The sequence below is a fragment of the Rhodanobacter lindaniclasticus genome (assembly GCF_004799035.1).
In the GTDB taxonomy this organism is placed as follows: Bacteria; Pseudomonadota; Gammaproteobacteria; order Xanthomonadales; family Rhodanobacteraceae; genus Rhodanobacter; species Rhodanobacter lindaniclasticus.
This window is the reverse complement of sequence record NZ_MWIO01000032.1, coordinates 85,181-107,886: the sequence shown is the minus strand read 5'-3', so window position 1 is coordinate 107,886 and position 22,706 is coordinate 85,181. Positions and strand designations below refer to the sequence as shown.

Here is a 22,706-nt window from a genome sequence, read left to right as displayed (position 1 = left end):
TGGCCGCTCCTGATTCTCGCGTTCATGGATGACGCTCGAACAAGGCAATCGACTCGACATGGGAGGTATGCGGAAACATGTCCATCACGCCGGCGGACACCAGCCTGAAGCCGTGACGGTTGACCAGGATGCCGGCGTCGCGCGCCAGCGAGGCGGGATGGCAGGAGACGTACACGATGCGCCGGGTCGCCTTGTGCGGCAGGTACTCGAGCACCTTGTCGGCACCGGCGCGCGGCGGATCGAGCAGCAGCTTGTCCCACGGCTGGCGCGCCCACTCGGTGGCGCGCTGGTCCTCGAACAGGTTGGCGACGTGGAAGCGCGCGTTGGCGATGCCGTTGTGCGCGGCGTTCTGCGCGGCGCGTTCGACCAGGCCGTGTTCGCCCTCCACGCCGACGACCTCGGCCACCCGCCGCGCGATCGGCAGGGTGAAGTTGCCGAGGCCGCAGAACAGGTCGAGCACGCGATCGGTCGGCTGCGGGTCGAGCAGCTCCATCGCGCGAGCCATCATCAACTGGTTCATGCCGGCGTTGACCTGCACGAAGTCGAGCGGCTGGAACTCCAGCTCCACATCCGCGTAGCGCGCGTCGTCGCTGGCAATCGTGAAGGCCAGTCGCGGGCTCTCCGGCCACAACGGATGCACGCTGCTGGTGCCGCCCGGTTGCAGGTAGATCGCGAAACCGTGCTGCTGGCCGAATGCGATCAACGCGGCCTGGTCGCGCTCGCTGAGCGGCTGCATGTGGCGGAACACCAGCGCCATCAGCTCGTCGCCGGCGGCGAATTCGATCTGCGGGATCTCGTCGGCCGCGTCCATCGTGCCGAGCAGGTCGGCCAGCAGCCCAACCTTGGGGCCGAGCGCCGGATGCATCACCTCGCACTGCCGGATCTCGGTGACGAAGCGCGGGTTCTGCTCCTCGCGGAAGCCGACCAGCACGCGGCCCTTCTTCGCCACGTTGCGCACCGACAGCCGGCCCTTGCGCCGATAACCCCATGGTTCGGCGGTGAGCGGCGGCAGCCAGGCCTGCGGCGTGACCTTGCCGATGCGCTCGAAGTTCTCGGCCAGCACGCGCTGCTTGGCGGCGATCTGCGAAGGCGCATCGAGGTGCTGCAGCGAGCAGCCGCTGCATTGCGCGAAATGCCGGCACTTCGGCTCGACCCGATGCGGCGAGGCGGTGATCACCTCGACCGTGTCCGCCTCGTCGAAATGCCGATGCCGCTTGCGCAGCTTGGCCATCACCCGCTCGCCGAGCAAGGCGCCGCTGACGAACACCGTCTTGCCGTCGATCCGGGCCACGCCGCGGCCGTCATGGCCGAGGTCGGTGATGTGCGCTTCGAAGGGTGTGGGCGAAACCGAGTTGGAACGTGACATGGGGTGCGGACAGAAGGACTGGCCGCCGATTATCACAGATCGGGGCAGCAGACGCCTTGGCCGTAGGGCGGGCACCGCCCGCCGCTTTCGCCGCGCAAGAGCAGGCGGGCAGTGCCCGCCCTACGAGGTGATCACCGCGAGACGAGGGATCGGAAGCTACTTCTTCTGCCAGGCGCCGGCGGCGTTCTGGTAATACCAGCCGGCGTGCGCCTTCTCGATCCAGGTCTTGGCGAAGGCGGCGCGGATCTGCGCCTCCCATTCCGGATGGTTGTTGGCGACGGCGATCTCGCGGTACAGCGCGACGCGGTCGCGGTTCTCGTCGGCGACGGCGGCGTTGGCCTGGGCGCGCTGGCTCAGCGGCACCTTCGCCGCGTCGCGCATGGCCACCATGCCGTCGTGGGTGAAGCCGACCGCGCCGCTGTCCAGCAACTGGCCGAGGATGCCGCCGATGCGCTGGTTCATGCGTGCATGGATGGCGTCGGTGGCGCTGGTGTGGACGCGGAAGTCCGGCGTTTCGGCCGCCTGCGCGGCGGGAATCAGCAGGTCGAGCAACATGGCCGAGGGATGCCCGGCATCGCTCTTCGGCGCCGGCGGCGGCTCTTTTGCGGCCGGCTTTTCGGCAGTGCCGGCCTTGTCCAGCACGCTGCCGATGAACTGGTCGGCGGCCTTCTGCGCCGCGGCCTCGGGGAAGTACACGTTGATCGTGACGCAGCCGACCAGCGCCACGGCCATGGTGGTCAGGATGACGTAGACGAGCTTGCGCATGACGTGACTCCGGTGCTTGAAGGGGTGACTTAGTGAATCTCGGGTCCGCTGCCGCTGACGGCGTCCTGCAGGCGCTTGACCAGGGTGGGCCAGTCGACCTCGGTCTGGTGGCCGATCACATGCAGCAGTGGCAGGCCGCTGCCGTCGACGATAGTGTAGCCACCGTCGGTCGGCTCCAGCCCGCTCATCTTGCACACGGTGCCCTGCAAGGTGCAATTGAGGCCGATGCGCTGGTAGCCGAACGTCTTGAACAGTTTGAGCATCGCGCCCTGCAGGCCCGCGGCGATGCCGCCGCCGCCGACCGAGGTGAGGTTGTTCACCGCGCGCTGGCTGATCCGTCCACCGCTGCCGGCCAGCAGGCTGGCCTTGAACGCCACCGGGCTCCAGTCGACCAGGCGCAGGCCCTGGATGCTGCCGTCCAGCCGCCCGGTGATGCTGCCGAAATCGAACACGCTGGTGATCGCGCCGAGATCGAGCTGTTTCAGGTCGATGTCGGCGCTGAGCACCGGACTGGTCCCGAACGGTTGCTGCAAGGACAGCCGGGTGATGTCGACGAAGCCGTCGAACACGTGGGCGCTGAGCCCGCCGGCGAGTTCCAGCCGGTCGTCCACCCAGCGCAGCGAGGGCACCGCGCCGGCCAGCGTGCCGGGGAACGCGGGCCAGCCCATCGCCTGGCTGAATGCCTTCATGTCCACGCCGGTCAGCACCAGCGAGGTCGCCAGCCGCTGGCCGGCAGCCGCGGCGGGCGACCAGTCGAACTGGCCGATCTGCAGCTGGCCGCCCAGCACCGGCATCGCCAGCGGCTGCTGCAGGCTCAGCATGCCGTCGTGGCTGCGCCAACTGGACCGGGCCGCGCCGTTCTCGATGCGGTAGAAGCCCAGGCTGCGCCAGCCCAGCGTGGTGGCGGGCCGATCACCCTTGGCCGACCAGTCCAGCGCGCCGTGCAGGCCGTCGATCGCCAGGCGTCCGGCGGCGTCGGTCACGTCGAAGCCGTCGGTCTTGAACGCGAAGCTGCGCAGGGAATCCTCGCGCCAGTCGAGGCTGGCGTCGATGTCGCCGGCCACGGTGAGGTCCTGCAGGCCCATCGTGTCGAGCCAGGAGCGTCCGTAACGTTCGTACGCCGCGGGGAAGCTGGCGTGCAGGCGGTCCAGCCGCAGGGCCTTGGGCGCGCCTTTGGCATCGAACGCCAGCGCACCGGAGAGCTGCAATGCATCGGCATCGGCGAAGCGCAGGCGGCTCAGCTCGACCGCACCGTTCGCGGCATTGGCATGCAGGCTCAATTGCACGGAATGGTCGGGCAGCCTGGCGTAGAACGGGCCCAGCAGCAGCTCGCCACCGCGCAGGCCGGCATCGAGGTCGATCTGTGTCGGGCCATCGCCCGAGTCGAGGCTGAAGCGGCCATTGCCGCTGACGCCCTGCCCGGCCAGCGTGCCGCTGGGCGTGTCGAAACCCACCTCGCGCAGATTGAACTGGCCGGAGGAGCGCAGGCCCGGGTCACGCAGGTCCAGTGCCAGCTCGGCATCCAGCCGGCCGGCGGTGGTGCGGCCGGACCAGACCGTGCCGAGCAGGCCTTGCAGCCAGCCTGCCGGCAGGTTTGTCACGCGGATCTGCGCATGCGTGGGCTGGTCCAGCGGCAAGGCGCCGCTGAGCGTGGCCTGGCCTTGCAGCACGTCGATCTGCAAGGTGTTGGCAGCCGGGCTCACCTGCACCTGCACCTGCGCATCGGCGAGCGCACCGCCGGGCGCGCGGGCCAGCTTGAGGTTGCCGTCCAGCACCCAGCCCAGGCGCTCGTTGCGACGCAGGCTGCCGGCAAGATCCAGCGGCAGGCGCCGCCAGCCCATGGCTGGCAGATCGGCCTTGTCCGCATGCAGCGACACGGTGAGCGCACCGACGCCATCCTCGCCCAGGCGCAGCGTCACCGCCTGCAGTTGCAGTCCCGGCAAGCTGATCGACCTGGCCGACAGCAGCACGTCGGCCCGTGCCGGCGCGAGCCAGAACAGACCCAGCAGGAGGCCGCAACACAGCGCGAAGCGGCTCGATAGGTGGCTTGAAGTCGGGCGCATCTCGGGCCATTCTGCCAAATCCAGATGAACGACAAGGATTTCGTCTTGAGCGAGCGCCAGGAATCTTGCAGTTCGTCCCTCCGCCAGGCACCCCGCCCTCACGTTCTGGTCGCCGATGACGACCCCGGCAGTTGCCGCTTCCTCGGCGACGGGCTGCGCTCGCTGGGCGCCACGGTGGAGACCGCGAGCTCCGGCGAGGATGCCCTGGAGCGTGCCCGCGGCGGGAAGTTCGACCTGTTGCTGCTCGATTGCCGCATGCCCGGCGGCGGCGCCCTGCACGTCCTGGAGCAGTTGCGCGGCGAAGGCGATGCCGCCTCCGCGCACAGCATGGCGGTGGCGACCAGCGCGGAGCTGGCCGCGAGCGACCGCGGCGACCTGCTGGCGGCGGGCTTCAGCGACATCCTGCTCAAGCCCTGCACGCTGACCGATCTGCGCCATGTGCTGGCGCTGGTCCAGGTCGAACCGTCGGCGTCCGTCCTGGATGACGGCGCGGCGCTGTCCAGCAGCGGCGATGCCACCACGATGCGCGCACTGCGCCTGCTGCTGCGCGAGGAGCTCGCGCTGTTGCAGCACGAGCTGGAGCAACTCCGTGGCGATCCGGTCGCGTTCGCCGAGCGGCTGCACCGGCTGCGCTCCTCGTGCGGATTCTGCGGCGCCACGGCCCTGGCCGAACAGACCATGCAACTGCAACAGCAACTCTCGCCCCGGGGCCCCGCCCCCGCCGCGCTGGCGAGCTTCAACGCCGTGTTGCGTGCGACGCTGCAGGCGCTGGACGGCTGACGCGGCTCACGCCGACGGCGTATGCGGTCCCGCGCGCCGCGATCCCGCCATCGACAGCACCCGCCACGCGCGCAACTCGCCGCCGCCCAGGTGGAAGCGGATGACTTCGCGCATCAGGTCGCGCAGTGCCTTGAGCCCGCGCGCGTCGGGCATGCGGTCGTGTGCCAGCGCCAGCAGATCGTCACCACGCAGGGCGCGGGCCGTGTCGGCGCCACAACGCCGCGCGCCCTCCTCGGCCCCGTAGCGGTACCAGGCGTCCGCTTCGACCGCCTCGCCGGTGTCGGCTTCGTGCAGCAACTGCAGGCCATACCCGGTGGCCTGCAGCAGGTCGCGTTCGAAGCGGCGCAGGCTCCAACTGATCGACCCGCCCGTGGCCAGCCGGGCCAGCGCCGTGGCATAGGCATCGAACAGCGTGCCCAGCGGATCCTGCCGCCCGGTCAGGCGCACCACCAGTTCGTTGAGATACAGGCCGGCCAGGGCTGCATCACCTTCCAGCCGCTGCGGCGCGCCCACCGTTTCGACGGCGGTGAGCGTGGCCATTTCGCCACGCAGCAACAGGCCCAGCGCCAGCGGCTGGAACGGTTCGAGCTGGGCGCGCCGCAACCGCGCGCGTTCCCCGCGCACGCCCCGCGCCACCACGCCCAGCCGCCCATGCTCGCGGGTCAGGCACTCCAGCAGCAGGGACGTCTCGCGATACGGTCGCGCGTGCAGGACGTAGGCAGGTTGCTGGTCGATGCGCATGGGGGAAATCAGGAGTGGGAGAAGGCGGAAAGCGAGCGGCAGCTGCCATCCCTCTCACTTCTCACTCCTCGTTTCTCGCTCCTCGCTCTAGTCGGTATAGCCGAACTTCTTCAGCATGTTCTCGTCGTCGGCCCAGCCTTCGCGCACCTTGACCCACAGGCGCAGGAACACCTTGCGCTCGAACATGCGCTCCATGTGGCGACGGGCGGCGGAGCCGATGGCCTTGAGCTGGGCGCCACCCTGGCCGATCACGATGGCTTTCTGGCCGGCGCGCTCGACCCAGATCACCGCGTGGACCTCGGCGACACCGTCCGGGCGATCCTCGAACTGCTCGATCTCCACCGTGGTGGCGTACGGCAGCTCCTGGTCCAGCCGCAGCATCAGCTGTTCGCGCACCATCTCGGCGGCCAGGAAGCGTTCGCTGCGGTCGGTGACCTCGTCGTCACCGTAGAGCGGCGCGCGTACCGGCAGGCGCTTGATGATGGCCTGCTCCAGCGCCTGCAGGCCCTGCCCCTTCAGCGCACTGACGTAGTGGATCTCATCGTAATGATGGTGCTGCGTCAGCTCGGCGACGAACGGCAGCATCACGGTCTTGTCCTTGTTCAGGTCGACCTTGTTGATCACCAGCAGCCGCGGAGCCGACTGCTCGACCAGGGCGGTGTACAGCGCCTCGTCCTCGTCGGTGAAGCGCCCTGCTTCGATCACCTGCACCACCAGGTCCACGTCGCTGATCGCCGAGCGGGCGGCACGATTGAGGCTGCGGTTCATCGCGCGCTTGGCGCCGCGGTGCAGGCCCGGCGTGTCGACATACAGGATCTGACCGGCATCGCTGGTATGGATGCCCAGAATGCGATGGCGCGTGGTCTGCGGGCGCGGGCTGATGATGGAAAGGCGAAAACCGATCAGCGCATTGAGCAAGGTGGACTTGCCCACGTTCGGGCGGCCGGCCAGCGCCACCGTGCCGCAGCGGAAGTCCTCATGCGGCAGGCTGCCATCGGCAAAATCGAGGGGGTCGTTCATGGGGGCGGGGTTCGGCAAGTCGGAGGGCAAGTGTAGTGCGTGGAAGGCGCGCGGACGGTGAACCGGCGACGCAGCGCCGGCTCAGGATTCGCGCGCCAGTTCCAGCAACTGGCCGAGCACGGTCTCGGCGGCGTCCTGCTCGGCGGCGCGGCGGCTGCCGGCGGTGGCTTCCGCCACCAGCTCGACCGGTTCGGTGATGCGGCAGGTCACGTCGAAGGTCTTGGCGTGGTCCTCGCCGTGGCTGGCGACCAGTTCGTACTGCGGCAACGGCCAGCCGCCGGACTGCAGGTGTTCCTGCAACCGGGTCTTGGCGTCCTTGGACGAGCGCCGCAGCGCGGCGACACGCTCGCCGAACAGGTCCCGCACGAGGCTGCGGCAGGGGTCGAAACCGGCATCCTCGTACACCGCCGCCACCAGTGCCTCGAACGCGTCGGCGAGGATCGAATCGCGACGGAAGCCGCCGCTCTTCAGTTCGCCGGGGCCGAGCTTCAGCTCGTCGCCCAGCTCCAGCTCGCGCGCCACCACAGCCAGCGCGTTGCCGTTGACCAGTTGCGCGCGCAGCCGCGACAGCTCGCCTTCACTGGCCTTGGGATGCACCTCGTAAAGCAGTTCGGCGATGATTGCGCCCAGCAACGCATCACCGAGAAATTCCAGCCGCTCGTTGTTCGGTTTGCCGGCGCTGCGGTGGGTCAGCGCCAGCTGTGCCCAGGCCGGATCGCGAAAACGATGAGGGAATTTCAAGGCTTACTGGCCGACATTGCCCTGCAACTGCACGCTCTTGCTGAAGTGCAGCAGGAAGTCGATGTTGTACATGAACGGGATCTGCTTGTCGTAGACCACCTGCAGCTGGCTGGCGCCGCCGGCGTCGCGCTTGATGGTGATGTTGGACGGCTTGATGGTGGAGTCATCGACATACTGGAAGCCGAGCTTGAACATCAGGTTGCGGCGGATCTCGTCCAGCGACTTGCCGTTGGTGCCCTCGGTGGCGATCTGGTTCATCGCCTTGGTCACACCCATGTACTCGGAGTACGACGGCAGCAACTTCATTGCCATGTAGGCGAAGAAACCCACCACCACGATGATGAGCAGGAAGCCGATCAGGGTGATGCCCGACTGTTTCGATTTCATAGTCCCCTCGCTATGCCGCCGTGGGCGGTCGATCTGTGGATGACAAGCCAGCCAGCGCAGCGCGACCGGAAACCGGCACGCCGCTCATGCCTGCGGATTCTCGCACTAGTTGGTCACAGGCGGGAGCGGCCGCACGCGACCGCGTCACGTTTTGGCCACCAGACATGGCGCTCAGTGGATGACCGTGCCGATGCGCGAGAAATCCACGCCGCCGGTGCCCCAGCCTTTCCAGCTCATCCAGATCAGGAACGCCTTGCCGGCCAGGTTCTGCTCCGGCATGCAGCCCCACCAGCGGCTGTCCTCGCTGTTCTCGCGGTCGTCGCCCATCACCAGGTAGCAGTTGTCGGGCACCACCGCGGGCATGTTCGCGTTGGGCACTGGCGGCGTGGGCATGCGGTCGGGCATGCGCGCGATCAGATGGGTCACCTTGCCCAGGTGCTCCTTCCAGATGGTGGCGCCGTAGGCGAGCAGTTCCTCGTCCGCCGGGCGGGCGTGGTTGCCGGTGAACGGACCGATCTTCTCGGCCGGCACCGGCTTGCCGTTGATCACGATCTCGCTGTCGCGGACCTGGATGGTGTCGCCCGGCAGGCCGATCACGCGCTTGATCCAGTTCTGGTTCGGCACCGGCACGCTGCAGTCCGCATTGCCGCCGTGCACCACCGTGCCGTCGTCGCGATGGCAGGTGAACCCGGGCCAGCGGAACACCACCACGTCGCCGCGCTGCGGTTCGCCCAGATCGAGGATCTTGTTGTTGAACGCCGGCAGGCGCAGGCCGTAGGCGAACTTGTTGACCAGGATGAAATCGCCCACGTCCAGCGTCGGCATCATCGAACCGGACGGGATGCGGAACGGCTCGGCCACGAACGAGCGCAGCAGCAGCACCACCAGCACCACCGGGAACAACGAGCGCGCCCAGTCCACCGGCATCGGGTCGCGGTACTCCTCGCCGGCCGCGTCCAGCCGCGCCTTGCGCTTCTTGTACAGGAACAGACGATCCAGCCCCCACACCACGCCGAACAGCACGGTGAGGCCAAGCAGGATCGCGGCAAAATCAAATTCCATGGGAGCTCCTTACGGGATTCGGGATTCGGGATTCGGGATCCGTGATCCGGACGGCAGGCGCGCCGTTGCTCCGTATCCCGAATCCCCAATGCCCCACCCCGGCTATTTGTCCACTTTCAACACGGCGAGGAAGGCTTCCTGGGGGATCTCGACCCGCCCGACCTGCTTCATGCGCTTCTTGCCTTCCTTCTGTTTCTCCAGCAGCTTCTTCTTGCGGCTGACGTCGCCACCGTAACACTTGGCCAGCACATTCTTGCGCAGCGCCTTCACCGTCGAGCGGGCGATGATCTGCGCGCCAATCGCGGCCTGGATGGCCACGTCGAACTGCTGGCGCGGGATCAGGTCCTTCATGCGCTCGACCAGTTCGCGACCGCGGCGGTCGGCATGGCTGCGATGCACGATCAGGCTCAGCGCGTCGACGCGCTCGCCGTTGATCAGCACGTCGGTGCGCACGAACGGGCCGGCCTCGAAGCGGTCGAAGTGGTAATCCATCGAGGCGTAGCCGCGCGAAACGGACTTCAGCCGGTCGAAGAAATCCATCACCACCTCGGCCAGCGGCATCTCGTAGCTGATCTGCACCTGGGTGGCCAGGTACTGGATCGAGCGCTGCACGCCGCGCTTCTCCTCGCACAGCTTGATCACGCTGCCGATGTAGTCCGGCGGGGTGAGGATGTTGGCCACGATGATCGGCTCGCGGATTTCCTGGATCAGGCTGGAGTTGGTCGGCAGCTTGGCCGGGTTGTCCAGTTGCAGGATGGAACCGTCGCTGAGCAGCACCTCGTAGACCACCGTGGGCGCGGTGGTGATCAGGTTCAGGTCGTATTCGCGCTCCAGCCGCTCCTGCACGATTTCCATGTGCAGCATGCCGAGGAAGCCGCAGCGGAAGCCGAAGCCCATCGCCTCGGAGGATTCCGGCTCGAAGAACAGCGCGGCATCATTGAGGCGCAGCTTGTCCAGCGCCTCGCGCATCGCCGGAAAGTCGTCCGACGACACCGGGAACAGGCCGGCGAACACGCGCGGCTGCATGGTCTGGAAGCCGGGCAGCGGCGCCGCGGCCGGCTTGCCCGCGTGGGTCAGCGTGTCGCCCACCGGCGCGCCGTGCACGTCCTTGATCGAGGCGTTGATCCAGCCCACTTCACCGGCGGAGAGCTTGTCCAGCTTCTTGCGCTTGGGCGTGAAGACGCCAACGTCGTCGACCTCGTGGCTACGCCCGGTCGACATCACCAGCAACTTGTCGCCGGGCTTGATCTCGCCCTGCATGACGCGCACCAGCGAGATCACGCCCAGGTAGTTGTCGAACCACGAGTCGATGATCAGCGCCTGCAGGCGGTCGGTGTCGCGTGGCCTGGGCGGCGGGATGCGCGCCACGATGGCTTCCAGCACCTCGACCACGTTGAGTCCGGTCTTGGCGCTGATCGCCACCGCGTCGGTGGCATCGATGCCGATCACCGCCTCGATCTCGCCTTTCACCTTCTCGACGTCGGCGGTAGGCAGGTCGATCTTGTTGAGTACCGGCACCACTTCCAGGCCCATCTCGACCGCGGTGTAGCAGTTGGCCACGGACTGGGCTTCCACGCCCTGCGCCGCGTCTACTACCAGCAACGCGCCTTCGCACGCAGCCAGCGAGCGGCTCACCTCGTAGGAGAAATCCACGTGGCCTGGCGTGTCGATGAAGTTGAGCTGGTAGGTCTTGCCGTCGCGCGCGGTGTACGGCAGCGACACCGACTGTGCCTTGATGGTGATGCCGCGCTCGCGCTCGATCGGATTGTTGTCCAGCACCTGGGCTTCCATCTCGCGGTCAGCCAGACCGCCGCAGATCTGGATGATGCGGTCGGCCAGCGTGGACTTGCCGTGATCGATGTGGGCAATGATGGAGAAGTTGCGGATCAATTCCATGGAGCGCGAGCGGCCTTTCGGTCGTGGGGTCCGCCGCCACGCACCATGCATGACGACGCGCCGCCCCGAGGCGACGCCAACCCCGCATTATCGCATGGAACACCCGTCCGGCAGGCATCCGCGAGGGGATCGGTGCCGCCCCGCGACGGGCGGCACCCTTGCTGGGCGGGGTCCGGCTACTTCCCGTCCGGAACGGTCAGGCCGATGAACTGACTCTGGTCGCCACGGCGTACCAGCAGCAAGACCGTGCTGCCCGCCTTGACGTCCTTGGTCGCCGCCTCGAACTCGGCCACGCTGCCGATCTTGCGCTGGTTGACCATCAGGATCACGTCGCCGGCGCGCAGCCCCGACTGCGCCGCCACCGGACCGGTGATGTCATCGATCACCACACCCTGCCCGTCCTTCAGTCCGAGCTGCTTGCGGGTGTCGTTGTCCAGCGATTGCACGCTCAGCCCCAGCGCGGCCGAACCGCTGCGCGCCGCGGGCGAACCGGCGCTGCGGTTGTCCACCGCGTTGCCGTCACGCTTGGCCTCGCCGATGGTCACCTGCACGGTCTGCTTCTTGCCGTTGCGCAGGATTTCCACCGGCACCTTGCTGCCGGGCTTGGTCATGCCGACCAGCGGCGGCAGATCGGCGGCCTGGTGCAGGTCGTGGTTGTCGTAGGCCAGGATGATGTCGCCGGCCTGGATGCCGGCCTTGCCCGCGCCGCTGTCGGGGTCCACGTCGACCACGGCCGCGCCGACGCCGTTGTCCAGCTTGAACGCCTTGACGATGTCGTCGCTGACCGGCTGCACGGTCACGCCGAGCAGGCCGCGCGAGACGTAGCCCTTGGTCTTGAGCTGCTGCACCGCGTTCATCGCCACGTCGATCGGGATCGAGAACGACACGCCGAGATAGTCGCCGGTATTGGAATAGATCTGCGAATTGATGCCGACCACCCGGCCCTGCAGGTCGAACAGCGGACCGCCGGAGTTGCCGCGGTTGATCGGCACGTCGGTCTGGATGAAGGAGGTGTACGGCTGGTCGCGCTGGCCCAGGTTGCGGCCCACCGCGCTGACGATGCCCTGGGTCACGGTGTAGTCGAAGCCGAACGGCGAACCGATCGCCAGCACCCACTGACCCGGCTTCAGGCTGCGCGAATTGCCGATGATCACCGCCGGCAGCGCGCCGCCGGCATCGACCTTGAGCAGGGCGATGTCATACGTCGGATCGGTGCCGACCACCTTGGCGGTCAGCGTGCGGCGATCCTGCAGCCGCACGGTGACCTTGTCGGCATGGTCGACCACGTGGTTGTTGGTGAGGATGTAGCCGTCGCTGGAAATGATGAAGCCCGAACCCAGCGAGGTATGCCGCTGCTCCTCGGGCGAAGGCATCATCGGCATGCCGAAGAAGCGTCGCAGCATCTCGGCGCCCGGATCGTTGGGCATGCCCGGCGCCATCCGGCCCTGCATGCGCATCGAACGATCCGGCTCACCGGTGTACTTCGCCTCCACGTGCACCACGGCGGGTGCGTTCTGCTGCACGATGCCGGTGAAATCCGGCAGCGCCGCAACAGTGGCCGGCTGGGCCTGCACGGTGCCGACCCCGGCCAGGCCCAGCAGGGCGCAACAGGCCAAGGTGCGCAAGATGGATGGATTCATGGCTCCTCCTTGGGTTGAACTGCAACCGGCGCGAACCGGCCATCACTCATGGCGCGGCAACGCTGTCTCGTTGCGGCCGGACGGCCGCGCGACGTCCCCGGCGCATGGCGCCGTCGGACATCCGATCAACAGGGTTTGCCGCCCAGCTTCACCGACCCGCGAATCTCAGCGCCGGCCGGCACCGGCCTGGCGCGCGGCATCCGGCGTACCGGGCGGCGCGGGATCGAGCAGCAGCAGGTAGCTGCCGTCGTTGTTGTCCAGGGTGCGGTAACGGTGCATCGCCGGGTACGCCGACAACCGTCGCGCGTCGCGCGACTGGCCATCGTCCAGGGCACCCAGGGTGGCCGAAGCCTGCTGGCTGAGCAGACCCGCCGCATTGCCGCTGAGCCACGGCGGCACCGAAGGCGGCGCCACCGGCGTGCTCGCCGGCGTGGAAAGGGCTACCTCGCCGCTTCCCGTGACGGAAGCGGAATTCAGGCGCCCGGGGTCGCCCGCGGGCTGACTGATCATCAACGCCGCCGCCGCAACGCTGGCGGCGATCATGCCGCCGCCCGACCAGCGCAGCCAGGCGTGGCGTCGCGACGGCGTGGTGGCGGCGACCGTCTCCTGCTCGATCGCCTGCATCACCCGCGCGGCGAATCCGGCGGAGGCGCGCACGGAGATCTCGCGGCGCAGGCCGTCTCGGGCGAAGTGGTAGCCCGACCAGGCCTGGCGCAACGCATCGTCGTGATCGAGTCGGCGCAGCAGGAAACGCAACTGCTCGACCGGAAGCTCGCCGTCCATGCTGGCCGAGAGATTCTCGCGAGCGTCCTGGTGGGTCTGTGCCTGGTTCATGTCGGATCCTCGCGGCCAGACAGCAGCGGCCGCAGCTTTTCATCGATTGCCTCGCGCGCCCGGAAGATACGCGAACGCACCGTACCGATCGGACAGCCCATCGCTTCGGCGATTTCATCGTAACTGAGGCCGTCCACTTCACGCAGGGTGATGGCGGTCCGCAGTTCCTCGGGCAGGGCTTGGACAGTGGAAAACACCGATTGTTCAATTTCCTGACGCATCAGCTCGTGCTCGGGGGTGGCGCTGTCGTGCATGCGCTCGGCGCCGGCCATGAACTCGGCATCGTCCGCGTCGACGTCGCCGGATGGCGGACGCCGGCCCATTGCGACCAGGTGGTTCTTGGCCGTGTTGACCGCGATCTTGTACAGCCAGGTATAGAACGCGCTGTCGCCGCGGAACGAGCCGATCGCGCGCCAGGCGCGGATGAAGGACTCCTGCGCGATGTCCTCGCACTCGGCGTGGCTGCGCACGTAGCGGGAGATCAGCCCGATCAGCTTGTGCTGGTACTTGCGCACGAGCAGGTCGAACGCGCGCTTGTCCCCCTGCTGGACCCGCTCGACCAGCGCACGGTCCAGTTCGTTTTCGCCCATGCGGGCCGTGTCCATCGTCAATGCTGTCATCCGCTGAGGGTGCCTGGGGTGAGCTGAGCCGGCGCTGCATGTCCGGGGTGAAGAAGGCGCTTCCTGCGGTTTCTCCCCGTCGCGGGCCCGGCAGGGCGGTGCCCACCCATGCAAATCCGGCACTTGCGCGCCGGATTTGCGTCCGGCCGTCCATGGCCGGCCCCGGAGGCTGCTTTTTTGCAGCCTCTGAGACCGCGAGCGCCGATTCAAGTTCAGTTTATTGAAGGGTGGCTTCGTGATTCGTTATGGGGCCGCCCGGGCCCCGCTCAAGCCGGTTCGGCCTGCCGTACCTCGAGCAGGCGCTGGCGCTCGGCCAGCATCTTCTCGAAACTGATCGGCTGCAACGGCCGGCAGAACAGGTAGCCCTGCAGCTCGTCGCAATGGTGGTCACGCAGGAACTGCAGGTGCTGCTCCGTCTCCACGCCCTCGGCCACCACCGCACGGTTCAGCCGGTGGGCCATCTCGATGGTGGCCCGCACGATCGCCTCGTCGTCCGGGTCCACGCCGATGTTTCGCACGAAGCTCTGGTCCACCTTGATGCGATCGGCGGGCAGCCGGCGCAGGTAGTCCAGCGAGGCGGCACCGGTGCCGAAATCGTCGATCGCGATGTGGCAGCCGAGCCGGTGCAGCGCGTTGAGGTTCTCCACCAGGTTAGGCGCCGCCTTGATGCTGATGCTCTCGGTGATCTCCATTTCCAGCAGGGTGGGATCGAGCCCGGTCTCGCGCAGCGCACGCGCCACCATCTCCAGCAACTGCGGCTCCATCAGTTGCACGGCCGACAGGTTGACACCCAGGCGCAGGCGCAGGCCGTAGCGCTGCTCCCACTCGCGCGCCTGCCGGCAGGCGGTGTGCATCACCCATTCGCCGATCGACACGATCAGTCCGGTCTCCTCGGCCAGCGGAATGAACACGGCGGGGCTGATCATGCCCAGCTCGGGGTGCTCCCAGCGCACCAGCGCCTCCATGCCCACGATATCCTCGGTCTCGGCATTGACCTGGGGCTGGTAGACCACGCGCAACTCGCCGTTGCCTTCGGCATGGCGCAAGCGCGTCTTCAACGCCATGCCGTGTTCGCGGGCGTATTCGGGGCTGACCTCGTAGATCTGGAAGTTGTTGCGACCCAGGTGCTTGGCCGAATACATCGCCTCGTCCGCGTGCTTGAGCAGGGTCTCGGCGTCGTTGGCGTCGTCAGGGAAGAAGCTCACGCCCATCGACACGGTGACCTGCAACTCGATGTCGTCTTCCAGGAAGATCGGCGACTCCATCACCTGCACGATCTTCTCGGCCACGCGCAACACGTCGTCGTTCTTGACGATGTGACGCAGCACGATGGTGAACTCGTCGCCGGCATAGCGCGCCACCGTGTCGGAGGCTCGAATGCTGCCGCGCAATCGCTGGGTGACCGTGCGCAGCACCTGGTCACCGGTGGCGTGGCCGTAGGTGTCGTTGATGGCCTTGAACCGGTCCAGGTCGACGAACAGCAGGGCAAAACACTCGCCATTGCGAACCGCCTCGCGCAGGATCGCCTCCAGCCGGTCGTTGAACAGCAGCCGGTTCGGCAGGCCGGTCAGGGCATCGACCAGGCCCTCGGCGCGGCCCTGTTCGCGGGTTCGCTGCAGTTCCAGCGTGCGGGCGAAACGCGCCGCCGCGCAGCGCAGCACCGGCTCGACCACCGCCATCTCGGCAAAGCCGCGCCGGCTGCCGGCCAGCAAGGCGCCCAGCACGCTGTGCCGCTCGTCGTACAGTGGCAGGCCCACGAAGCCGGCCAGGTCCAGTTGCTGCAGCAACGGATCGACCGCGGCCAGTTTGCCGGCGTCGGACTGGTAGCGCATCGCCTGCCCGCCCAGCACCAGTTGCAGCGAACTCTGCAGGTAACCGGCCGGCCACTGCGCGTGTTCCTCGCGGCACAGCTGCAGGATCTGGGTGGGCGCATCGGCCGTCTCCGGCCGCACCGACCACACCGCGAGGTAATCCAGCGCCAGCTCGTCGAACAGCAACTGCGCGCCGGCGGATTGCGCATCCACGCCACTGCCGGAGGCGAACAGCCGCGACAGCAACGACAGCGCCGCCTCCGGCCGAAGATCGGCGCGGTCGCTGCGAAACTGCAGGGCCAGGGCATCGCTGCCGCCGTGCTCGACGCGTCGCACGTTGACCTGGCCGGTGTCGTAACCCAGCGAGGACTTGCGCCGGGCCGGATGCCAGAGCCGATCCGCCTCGGCGAAGATGTCGGTGGAGCTGTCGCCGCTGAACTGCACCGCCTCGGCCAGGGTCAGCCCGGCCCATTCGCTGGCCGGCAGACGACTGTGCCGGATCACTCCGGGGCTGACTTCGAGCAGACGCCCGCTCTGCACGTCGGCCATCAGCCATTCGCCGCCGCCCTCCTCGAAGGCACAGCGCCAATCGCTTGCCGCCCCCCACGCCGCCGGCACGGCGCCGGTGCCCGCCGCGACCGGCAGCCGCTGCCAACGCGCCACCAGTTCGGTGGCAATCTGGCCGGCGCAGAGCCAGTCGGCGATCCCCGGCGGCAGGTCCGCCGGGCTGCACGATGCGCCATCGGCCAGCACCGCGATCAACGGCGCTTCGGCGGCACCCGGCAGCCGGCGCACTTGCTCGCAGGCGGCGCAGGCCTCGGCCTCGTCACCCTCCAGCACGATCACCATCAGTTGCAGGGGTTCCTGCGCGGCGTTGCCCTCCAGCAGGATCGCCGCGTGTGAGATGTCGCGCGCGGAATGAAGCCGCGCGTAGCCGGCACGGTCGAGCGCGTCGAACAGCGACCGGCGCAGGTCGCGCTGGGCGGCCACCAGCAGGATGCCGGCATTCATGCGGACGGCCTCATGCGAGCCAGCGACCATCGCGCAGGCGCAGCTGGCGCGGCTTGCCGTCTTCGGTGCTGACCTGCGCGGCCAGGTCGCCGAGGTGGGCGGCCAATGCCGGTGGTGCGTCGACCAGGACGACCCGCCGCAGGTGTCCCTTGGGAGCGCGCGCCAGCTGCCGCAGCAGCGCCGCGTCCACCGCCGACAAAGGCAGTTCCACGCCACGCACGAAGTAAACGCCGAAATGCATGCTTTGCTGCATGTAGCGCAGCGCATTGCCGAGCCGCTCGCAGTCCGGTACGCGGGCATGAGCCTCGCGCAGGCTGCCCAGTCCGGTGTCGGGCTGCCACAGGTATACCGCCTGCCCACTGTGACGGGCCAGCACGCGCACCTGCTCGATCAGGGCCTCGGCATCCTTGCTCTGCAGCACTACCAGACCGCTGGGCGCGGTCAGGATACGCTCGAAGATCTCGGCGCCAGGCTGGGGTACGGCGGAGGCCATGGCGATGGTCATCTGGTTTTGTCCTGCGGCAGGTGCTGAATCCGGATCCGCGGCCGACGCGGATACCGTTCGAGTAGCCGGGAACCGATCGACCCTCGTCGACCCGGTCCAGGTAGCCAATCGCACCCGCGAGACCCGCTCGGGAGCGCCCGCGCACGCGACTGGTTCGGCGGATACCGTCCGCAACGGCCCGATTTCACACCGGTGTCACCGGCGGGTCAAGCGCACGCGTCACATCTCGCAATCGCGACCACGGAACGGTATGGTTCAGGCCTCCTCCACCATGTGCCGATCCCCATGTTCGAAGGATTGCGATTCAACCACTGGCAGACCCGCGAGGACGACGGTTTGGTGACGCTGACGCTCGACCGCGCCGGCAGCAGCGTCAATGCGATCAATCGTGCCGTGCTGGACGAACTGGAGCAGATCGTCGAGCGGCTGATGATCGACATGCCCGCCGGCGTCATCATCCATTCGGGCAAGCCCGCGGGTTTTGCGGTGGGCGCGGACATCCGCGAATTCGTGGAGTATGCGCAACAGGATACCGTGCGCGAAAACATCGAGCACGGCCAGCGCGTGTATGAAGCGCTCGCCCGGCTGGCCTGCCCCACCGTCGCCGCGGTGCACGGCGCCTGCATGGGCGGCGGCACCGAGTTGATCCTGGCCTGCCGCCTGCGCGTGGCGGCCGACGACGACACCACCCGCATCGCCCTGCCCGAGGTGATGCTCGGCATCCATCCCGGCTGGGGCGGCACGGCCCGCCTGCCGCGCCTGATCGGCGCCGCGGAGGCGATGCCGGTGATGCTCACCGGCAAGCCGCTCTCGGCACGGCGCGCGCTCGCGCTGGGCGTGGTTGACCACCTGGCGCGCCCGCAGGAGCTGCTGGCCGAGGCGCGCCTGCTGCTGCGGCGTGCACCGTCGCGGCCGTTCATGCACCGCGCCAAGGCATGGGCCAGCAACAGCTGGCTGGGGCGACAGATCCTGGCGCCGATCATGGTCAAGCAGACGGCAGCCAAGGTTCGGCGTGAGCACTACCCGGCACCTTTTGCCCTGATCGACGTGTGGAAGCGCGGCGGCAGCGACATCGGCCAGCGCCTGAAAATCGAGGCCGACTCGGTGGCGCGGCTGGCGCAGACGGCGACCGCGCAGAACCTGATCCGCATCTTCTTCCTGCAGGAGCGGCTGAAGGGCCAGGGCGGCGGCGTCGACGCGGCCATCAACCGCGTGCACGTGGTGGGCGCCGGCGTGATGGGTGGCGACATCGCCGCCTGGGCAGCGCTGAAAGGCATGGACGTGACCCTGCAGGACCGCGAGATGAAGTACATCCAGCCGGCGCTGGATCGTGCCCGCAAGCTGTACGAGAAGAAGCTCAAGACCCCGGAGAAGATCGACGCGACGGTGCAGCGGCTGCGCGCGGACGTCGACGGCAAGGGTGTCGCCCAGGCGGATCTGGCGATCGAGGCGATCTACGAGAACGCCGAGGCGAAGGAGGCGCTGTACGCCACCGTCGAACCGCAGCTCAAGGAGGGGGCGATCCTGGCCAGCAACACCTCCAGCATTCCGCTGGACGAACTGCGCGGCAAGCTTACCCGTCCGGCGCATTTCGTCGGCCTGCATTTCTTCAACCCGGTGGCGCAAATGCCGCTGGTGGAAGTCGTGCGCCACGACCGGCTCGATCCGGCCATCGAGAAACGCGCATTGGCGTTCTGCAAGGCGATCGGCAAGCTGCCGGTCGCGGTCAAGGGTACGCCGGGCTTCCTGGTCAACCGCATCCTGATGCCGTACCTGCTCGAGGCCATGCGGCTGTACAGCGAGGGCGTACCCGGCACGGTGCTCGATCGCGAAGCGAAGAAGTTCGGCATGCCGATGGGGCCGATCGAGCTGGCCGACACGGTTGGCCTCGACGTCTGCGCTTCGGTGGGCAAGGAGCTCGCGCCCTTCCTCGGCCTGGAGCTGCCGCCCGGCGTGGACGAACACGTGGCCGCGGGCAAGCGCGGCAAGAAGGACGGCCAGGGCCTGTATGTGTGGCAGGACGGCAAGCCGCAGAAACCCGAGGTGGACAACGACTACGTGACGCCGCCGGATCTGCAGGATCGGATGATCCTGTCGATGGTCAACGAGGCGGTGGCCTGCCTGGCCGACGGCGTGGTCGACGACGCGGACCTGCTGGATGCCGGCGTGATCTTCGGTACCGGCTTCGCACCTTTCCGCGGCGGCCCGGTCCAGTACGTGCGCAGCGAAGGCGTCGACACGCTGAAGGCGAAGCTGGAGCAACTGGCCCGTCGCTACGGCGAGCGTTTCAAGCCCAGGCATGGCTGGGACCATCCAGCGTTGACGCAGACGACGGATCGCTGAATCACGCGGCGGGCAATGTCCGCCCTGCTTCCGCAGTGAGGCGGGCGATGCCCGCCCTGCCCCGGGACTACCACATCAGGTCGTGGGGTACGCCATCGTCATCCATGCCGGCGCCGCCCGGCGCCACCAGCAAGGCGACGTGATTGGCGTCCAGCTCGCGCAGCTGCTCGGCCGTGTCGCGGCCCACCAGCAGGTAGCGACCGGCATGCTGCACCACACCCAGTTCGCCGGCGTTGAGCGCCGCCAGCTGCGCCGCATCGACATGGATGCGGCGAATCTTGCCGGCGTACTCGAAGTTGCGCACCAGGTCGGCATCGGCCTTGTTCAACGCCTTGCCGTCCAGCAGTTGCTGGATGCGCAGCTTGCGCTCGCGCCGCAATCGGGCCTGTTCGGCGGCCTCCCGCTCGGCCTGCTTGCGCTCGCGCGCTTCGGCCTGGCCGCGCAACGCGTAGGCCTTGGCCAGGTCGATCTCCTGTGCGGTTCGCGACCGCGCCGGTGCTGCCGGCGGTTTGCCGGCGGGACGCTTCGGTTCGCGGCCGCGGTCAGGTTGCACCTTCTTGACGATGCCGCTCTTGAGCAGCTGGTCGCGCAGGGATTCGGCCATGCGAGTGTTCCGTGGCTGTGGGCCCGGGCGGGCCGGTCTCAGTAATGCGGCGGTGGCGGTTCATCGTGGGGATCGCTGCCCTGCGCCACGCGCATGGAGGCGATCTCGCCACGCAGGTCGCGCAGGGCGCGTTCCAGGGCGGCGAGGCGCTGCGACTGATCGGCGTCCGCCGTGGTCAACGCCTGCACGGCATCGTCGACGAAGGTCAGCTTGACTTCCATCTCGTCCAGCCGCCGCATGACCGCCTCGTCCGTCGCGCTCACCGCGTCACCTGCAGGCTGCGGCCGCGGCCGATGCCGTAGTACGCCAGACCCGCCTCTTCCACTGCGGCCGGATCGTACAGGTTGCGACCATCGAAGATCACCGCGCCAGCCAGGGTGTCGCGAAGACGCACGAAGTCCGGGCTGCGGAATGCCTTCCATTCGGTCACCACGACCAGTGCGTCAGCACCCTGGGCCGCCGTGGTCGCGTCCTCGCACAGCAACAGGTCGTCGCGCTCGCCATACAGACGCCGGGTTTCCGCCTGCGCCTCCGGGTCGAACGCTCGCACCCTGGCGCCGGCCTGCCACAAGGCCTCCAGCAACGGCCGGCTGGGCGCCTCGCGCATGTCGTCGGTGTTGGGCTTGAAGGCCAGGCCCCACACCGCGATCGTCTTGCCGCGCAACTCGCCGCCGAAATGACGCGAGATCAATTCGAACAGCTTGCCCTTCTGCCGACGGTTGACCGCCTCAACCGCGTCAAGCAGCTGGGCCTGGTAACCGTGGCTGCTGGCCGTGCGTTCCAGCGCCTGCACGTCCTTGGGGAAGCACGAGCCGCCGTAACCCGCACCGGGGTAGATGAAGTGGTAGCCGATGCGCGGATCGGCGCCGATGCCCCGGCGTACCAGTTCCACGTCGGCACCGACCCGCTCGGCAATATTCGCGATCTCGTTCATGAAACTGATCTTGGTCGCCAGCATCGCGTTGGCGGCGTATTTGGTCAGTTCGGCCGAGCGCTCGTCCATCACCACCAGGCGTTCGTGATTGCGATTGAACGGCGCATACAGACGGCGCAGCACCGCCACCGCGCGCGGACTCGACGAGCCCACGATGATGCGGTCCGGACGCAGGCAATCCTCCACCGCCGCGCCTTCCTTGAGGAATTCCGGATTGGAGACCACGTCGAACTCGACCGAGGCCTTGCGCGCGGCCAGTTCCGCCGCCACCGTTTCGCGCACGCGATCGGCCGTGCCCACCGGTACCGTCGACTTGTTGACCACCACCACGTAGCGATCCAGGTGCTGGCCCACACTGCGCGCCACCGCCAATACATAGCTGAGATCCGCGCTGCCGTCCTCGTCAGGTGGCGTACCCACCGCGATGAAGATCAACTCGCCGTGGGCGATCGCGGTGGCCGCGTCGGTGGTGAAGTCGAGCCGACCTTCGGCATGATTGCGCCGTACGATGGCGTCCAGGCCCGGTTCGAAGATCGGGATCACGCCCTGCTTGAGACGTTCCACCTTCGCCTCGTCGATGTCGACGCAGACGACGTGATTGCCCATTTCCGCCAGGCAGGCGCCAGTAACCAGTCCGACATAGCCGGTACCGAAGATCGTTACCTTCATCATCGCAATGAGTTTCCCGGAAAGCGAACCGCATATTCTAACCTCGTTCCAACCTCGCCATCGCGATGGCGGAACGCGGCGCAAAAAGAAAGGGCGCGAATCGCTTCGCGCCCTTCGATGAGCTGCTGCGACCGGCCGATTACTGGCCGTCGGAACCGCTGGACCCGGCCGGCGTTGCAGCCGTCTTGACCAAGGTCACGTCGAAAATCAGCGTGGCATTGGGCGGCATCGGCGGCTGCGGCTCGGCACCATAGGCGAGCGACGCCGGAATGAACAGTTTGTAGTGGCCGCCCACCTGCATCAGCTGCAGGCCCTCGCGGAAACCGGGGATCACGTTGGCGACCGGGATCGAGGCCGGCTTCGGACCATGCTTGGCGGAGGCATCGAACACCTGGCCATCCAGGAACGAACCGGTGTAGTTGATCTCCACCGTGTCGTTCGGGCCCGGGCGAGCGCCGGTACCCGGAGTGATCACCTGGTACTGCAGGCCGGAGGCCGTGGTCTTCACGCCCGGAGCGTTCTTGTTCTTGGCAAAGAACGCATCGCCCTCAGCCTTGTTCTTGGCCGCTTCCTGGGCGCGCTCGGCCTCGAACTTGGCCTGCACCTTGGTCATGAAGGCCTCATAGACCTGCTTGGCTTCCGCCTCGCTGACCGTCGACTTCTGGCCGGACAAGGCTGCCTGCACGCCACGGGCCACGGCGGCGGGATCCATCTCCTCGCGCAGGATGGGCGGCACGCTCTCGCCCATCTTGTAGTAGCCGAACACGTAGCTGGCCTTGGCCTTGTCGACGGGGGCGGCGGCGCCAGTCTTGGCGGCCTGGGCGAATGCGCCCGTCGTCATGCCCAGCGCGACGGCCATCGCAACCGCCGTCAACGTGGGACGCAGAAAGTGCTTCATTTGTAACTCCCTCATG

At 67.8% G+C, this 22,706-nt stretch carries 20 protein-coding genes; 2 read left to right on the top strand and 18 right to left on the bottom strand.

Translation table 11 applies throughout. From position 1 onward, the window contains the following. Positions 1-22 precede the first annotated feature (22 nt). The 3 genes from rlmD to B1991_RS12605 form a co-directional block, all read right to left on the bottom strand. The gene (gene rlmD, locus B1991_RS12615) at positions 23-1,366 is read right to left on the bottom strand and encodes a 23S rRNA (uracil(1939)-C(5))-methyltransferase RlmD (RefSeq protein ID WP_136259026.1); all 1,344 of its coding nucleotides are present in this window, start codon (positions 1,364-1,366) and stop codon (positions 23-25) included. 156 nt (positions 1,367-1,522) lie between these two features. Beyond that, positions 1,523-2,131, bottom strand: a complete 609-nt coding sequence (locus tag B1991_RS12610; protein WP_136259025.1) for a YdbL family probable chaperone protein — start codon at positions 2,129-2,131, stop codon at positions 1,523-1,525. Between the two features lie 29 nt (positions 2,132-2,160). Continuing rightward, complete coding sequence (locus B1991_RS12605; RefSeq protein WP_136259024.1) at positions 2,161-4,194, bottom strand: hypothetical protein; 2,034 nt, start codon at positions 4,192-4,194, stop codon at positions 2,161-2,163. A gap of 45 nt (positions 4,195-4,239) precedes the next feature. Between B1991_RS12605 and B1991_RS12600 the strand changes: the two genes are divergently transcribed. Then, on the top strand, positions 4,240-4,974 hold the full coding sequence (locus B1991_RS12600; RefSeq protein ID WP_246031158.1) for a response regulator: 735 nt from the start codon (positions 4,240-4,242) through the stop codon (positions 4,972-4,974). Positions 4,975-4,980: 6 nt separating this feature from the next. Here the strand turns inward: B1991_RS12600 and recO are convergent, their stop codons facing one another. The 11 genes from recO to B1991_RS12545 form a co-directional block, all read right to left on the bottom strand. Continuing rightward, positions 4,981-5,715: a DNA repair protein RecO gene (recO, locus tag B1991_RS12595; RefSeq protein WP_136259022.1), complete on the bottom strand. Its 735-nt coding sequence runs from the start codon at positions 5,713-5,715 to the stop codon at positions 4,981-4,983. An 87-nt stretch (positions 5,716-5,802) separates the two neighbouring features. Then, the gene (gene era / locus B1991_RS12590) at positions 5,803-6,735 is read right to left on the bottom strand and encodes a GTPase Era (protein WP_136259021.1); all 933 of its coding nucleotides are present in this window, start codon (positions 6,733-6,735) and stop codon (positions 5,803-5,805) included. A gap of 81 nt (positions 6,736-6,816) precedes the next feature. Next, positions 6,817-7,476 carry a ribonuclease III gene (gene rnc, locus B1991_RS12585; protein WP_136259020.1) on the bottom strand — a complete coding sequence of 220 codons (660 nt, stop codon included), beginning with the start codon at positions 7,474-7,476 and terminating at the stop codon, positions 6,817-6,819. A 3-nt stretch (positions 7,477-7,479) separates the two neighbouring features. Beyond that, complete coding sequence (locus B1991_RS12580; RefSeq protein ID WP_136259019.1) at positions 7,480-7,863, bottom strand: DUF4845 domain-containing protein; 384 nt, start codon at positions 7,861-7,863, stop codon at positions 7,480-7,482. 171 nt (positions 7,864-8,034) lie between these two features. After that, positions 8,035-8,925, bottom strand: a complete 891-nt coding sequence (gene lepB, locus B1991_RS12575) for a signal peptidase I (protein WP_136259018.1) — start codon at positions 8,923-8,925, stop codon at positions 8,035-8,037. 102 nt (positions 8,926-9,027) lie between these two features. Further along, on the bottom strand, positions 9,028-10,821 hold the full coding sequence (gene lepA, locus B1991_RS12570; RefSeq protein WP_136259017.1) for a translation elongation factor 4: 1,794 nt from the start codon (positions 10,819-10,821) through the stop codon (positions 9,028-9,030). Positions 10,822-10,997: 176 nt separating this feature from the next. Next, positions 10,998-12,461: a Do family serine endopeptidase gene (locus tag B1991_RS12565; RefSeq protein ID WP_136259016.1), complete on the bottom strand. Its 1,464-nt coding sequence runs from the start codon at positions 12,459-12,461 to the stop codon at positions 10,998-11,000. A 165-nt stretch (positions 12,462-12,626) separates the two neighbouring features. After that, on the bottom strand, positions 12,627-13,295 hold the full coding sequence (locus B1991_RS12560; RefSeq protein WP_136259015.1) for a sigma-E factor negative regulatory protein: 669 nt from the start codon (positions 13,293-13,295) through the stop codon (positions 12,627-12,629). Further along, a complete protein-coding gene (gene rpoE / locus B1991_RS12555) occupies positions 13,292-13,885 on the bottom strand; it encodes an RNA polymerase sigma factor RpoE (protein ID WP_210772127.1) in 594 nt (197 codons plus the stop codon). The genes B1991_RS12560 and rpoE overlap by 4 nt, the downstream gene beginning before the upstream one ends. Positions 13,886-14,181: 296 nt before the next feature. Next, entirely contained in the window at positions 14,182-16,737 is a 2,556-nt protein-coding gene (locus B1991_RS12550; protein ID WP_136259014.1) for a putative bifunctional diguanylate cyclase/phosphodiesterase, read from the bottom strand. 10 nt (positions 16,738-16,747) lie between these two features. Further along, positions 16,748-17,242, bottom strand: a complete 495-nt coding sequence (locus B1991_RS12545) for a hypothetical protein (RefSeq protein ID WP_136259013.1) — start codon at positions 17,240-17,242, stop codon at positions 16,748-16,750. Positions 17,243-17,527: 285 nt separating this feature from the next. On the opposite strand from B1991_RS12545, the gene B1991_RS12540 reads away from it, so the two are divergent. Further along, positions 17,528-19,585, top strand: a complete 2,058-nt coding sequence (locus tag B1991_RS12540; RefSeq protein ID WP_136259012.1) for a 3-hydroxyacyl-CoA dehydrogenase NAD-binding domain-containing protein — start codon at positions 17,528-17,530, stop codon at positions 19,583-19,585. A 67-nt stretch (positions 19,586-19,652) separates the two neighbouring features. Here the strand turns inward: B1991_RS12540 and B1991_RS12535 are convergent, their stop codons facing one another. From B1991_RS12535 to B1991_RS12520, 4 genes are all read right to left on the bottom strand, one after another. Beyond that, positions 19,653-20,189 carry a DUF2058 domain-containing protein gene (locus tag B1991_RS12535; protein ID WP_136259011.1) on the bottom strand — a complete coding sequence of 179 codons (537 nt, stop codon included), beginning with the start codon at positions 20,187-20,189 and terminating at the stop codon, positions 19,653-19,655. A 38-nt stretch (positions 20,190-20,227) separates the two neighbouring features. Next, positions 20,228-20,428 carry a SlyX family protein gene (locus tag B1991_RS12530; RefSeq protein WP_425466686.1) on the bottom strand — a complete coding sequence of 67 codons (201 nt, stop codon included), beginning with the start codon at positions 20,426-20,428 and terminating at the stop codon, positions 20,228-20,230. A 20-nt stretch (positions 20,429-20,448) separates the two neighbouring features. Next, the gene (locus B1991_RS12525; protein WP_136259048.1) at positions 20,449-21,792 is read right to left on the bottom strand and encodes a UDP-glucose dehydrogenase family protein; all 1,344 of its coding nucleotides are present in this window, start codon (positions 21,790-21,792) and stop codon (positions 20,449-20,451) included. A gap of 139 nt (positions 21,793-21,931) precedes the next feature. Further along, on the bottom strand, positions 21,932-22,690 hold the full coding sequence (locus B1991_RS12520; RefSeq protein ID WP_136259009.1) for an FKBP-type peptidyl-prolyl cis-trans isomerase: 759 nt from the start codon (positions 22,688-22,690) through the stop codon (positions 21,932-21,934). Positions 22,691-22,706: the final 16 nt, after the last annotated feature.

Bases quoted from the DNA above. Each gene is read 5' to 3' on its own strand.
- rlmD (WP_136259026.1), bottom strand. From the start codon at position 1,366: ATGTCACGTTCCAACTCGGTTTCGCCCACACCCTTCGAAGCGCACATC.
- B1991_RS12610 (WP_136259025.1), bottom strand. From the start codon at position 2,131: ATGCGCAAGCTCGTCTACGTCATCCTGACCACCATGGCCGTGGCGCTG.
- B1991_RS12605 (WP_136259024.1), bottom strand. From the start codon at position 4,194: ATGCGCCCGACTTCAAGCCACCTATCGAGCCGCTTCGCGCTGTGTTGC.
- recO (WP_136259022.1), bottom strand. From the start codon at position 5,715: ATGCGCATCGACCAGCAACCTGCCTACGTCCTGCACGCGCGACCGTAT.
- era (WP_136259021.1), bottom strand. From the start codon at position 6,735: ATGAACGACCCCCTCGATTTTGCCGATGGCAGCCTGCCGCATGAGGAC.
- B1991_RS12580 (WP_136259019.1), bottom strand. From the start codon at position 7,863: ATGAAATCGAAACAGTCGGGCATCACCCTGATCGGCTTCCTGCTCATC.
- lepB (WP_136259018.1), bottom strand. From the start codon at position 8,925: ATGGAATTTGATTTTGCCGCGATCCTGCTTGGCCTCACCGTGCTGTTC.
- lepA (WP_136259017.1), bottom strand. From the start codon at position 10,821: ATGGAATTGATCCGCAACTTCTCCATCATTGCCCACATCGATCACGGC.
- B1991_RS12565 (WP_136259016.1), bottom strand. From the start codon at position 12,461: ATGAATCCATCCATCTTGCGCACCTTGGCCTGTTGCGCCCTGCTGGGC.
- B1991_RS12560 (WP_136259015.1), bottom strand. From the start codon at position 13,295: ATGAACCAGGCACAGACCCACCAGGACGCTCGCGAGAATCTCTCGGCC.
- rpoE (WP_210772127.1), bottom strand. From the start codon at position 13,885: ATGGGCGAAAACGAACTGGACCGTGCGCTGGTCGAGCGGGTCCAGCAG.
- B1991_RS12550 (WP_136259014.1), bottom strand. From the start codon at position 16,737: ATGAATGCCGGCATCCTGCTGGTGGCCGCCCAGCGCGACCTGCGCCGG.
- B1991_RS12545 (WP_136259013.1), bottom strand. From the start codon at position 17,242: ATGACCATCGCCATGGCCTCCGCCGTACCCCAGCCTGGCGCCGAGATC.
- B1991_RS12540 (WP_136259012.1), top strand. From the start codon at position 17,528: ATGTTCGAAGGATTGCGATTCAACCACTGGCAGACCCGCGAGGACGAC.
- B1991_RS12535 (WP_136259011.1), bottom strand. From the start codon at position 20,189: ATGGCCGAATCCCTGCGCGACCAGCTGCTCAAGAGCGGCATCGTCAAG.
- B1991_RS12530 (WP_425466686.1), bottom strand. From the start codon at position 20,428: ATGCGGCGGCTGGACGAGATGGAAGTCAAGCTGACCTTCGTCGACGAT.
- B1991_RS12525 (WP_136259048.1), bottom strand. From the start codon at position 21,792: ATGAAGGTAACGATCTTCGGTACCGGCTATGTCGGACTGGTTACTGGC.
- B1991_RS12520 (WP_136259009.1), bottom strand. From the start codon at position 22,690: ATGAAGCACTTTCTGCGTCCCACGTTGACGGCGGTTGCGATGGCCGTC.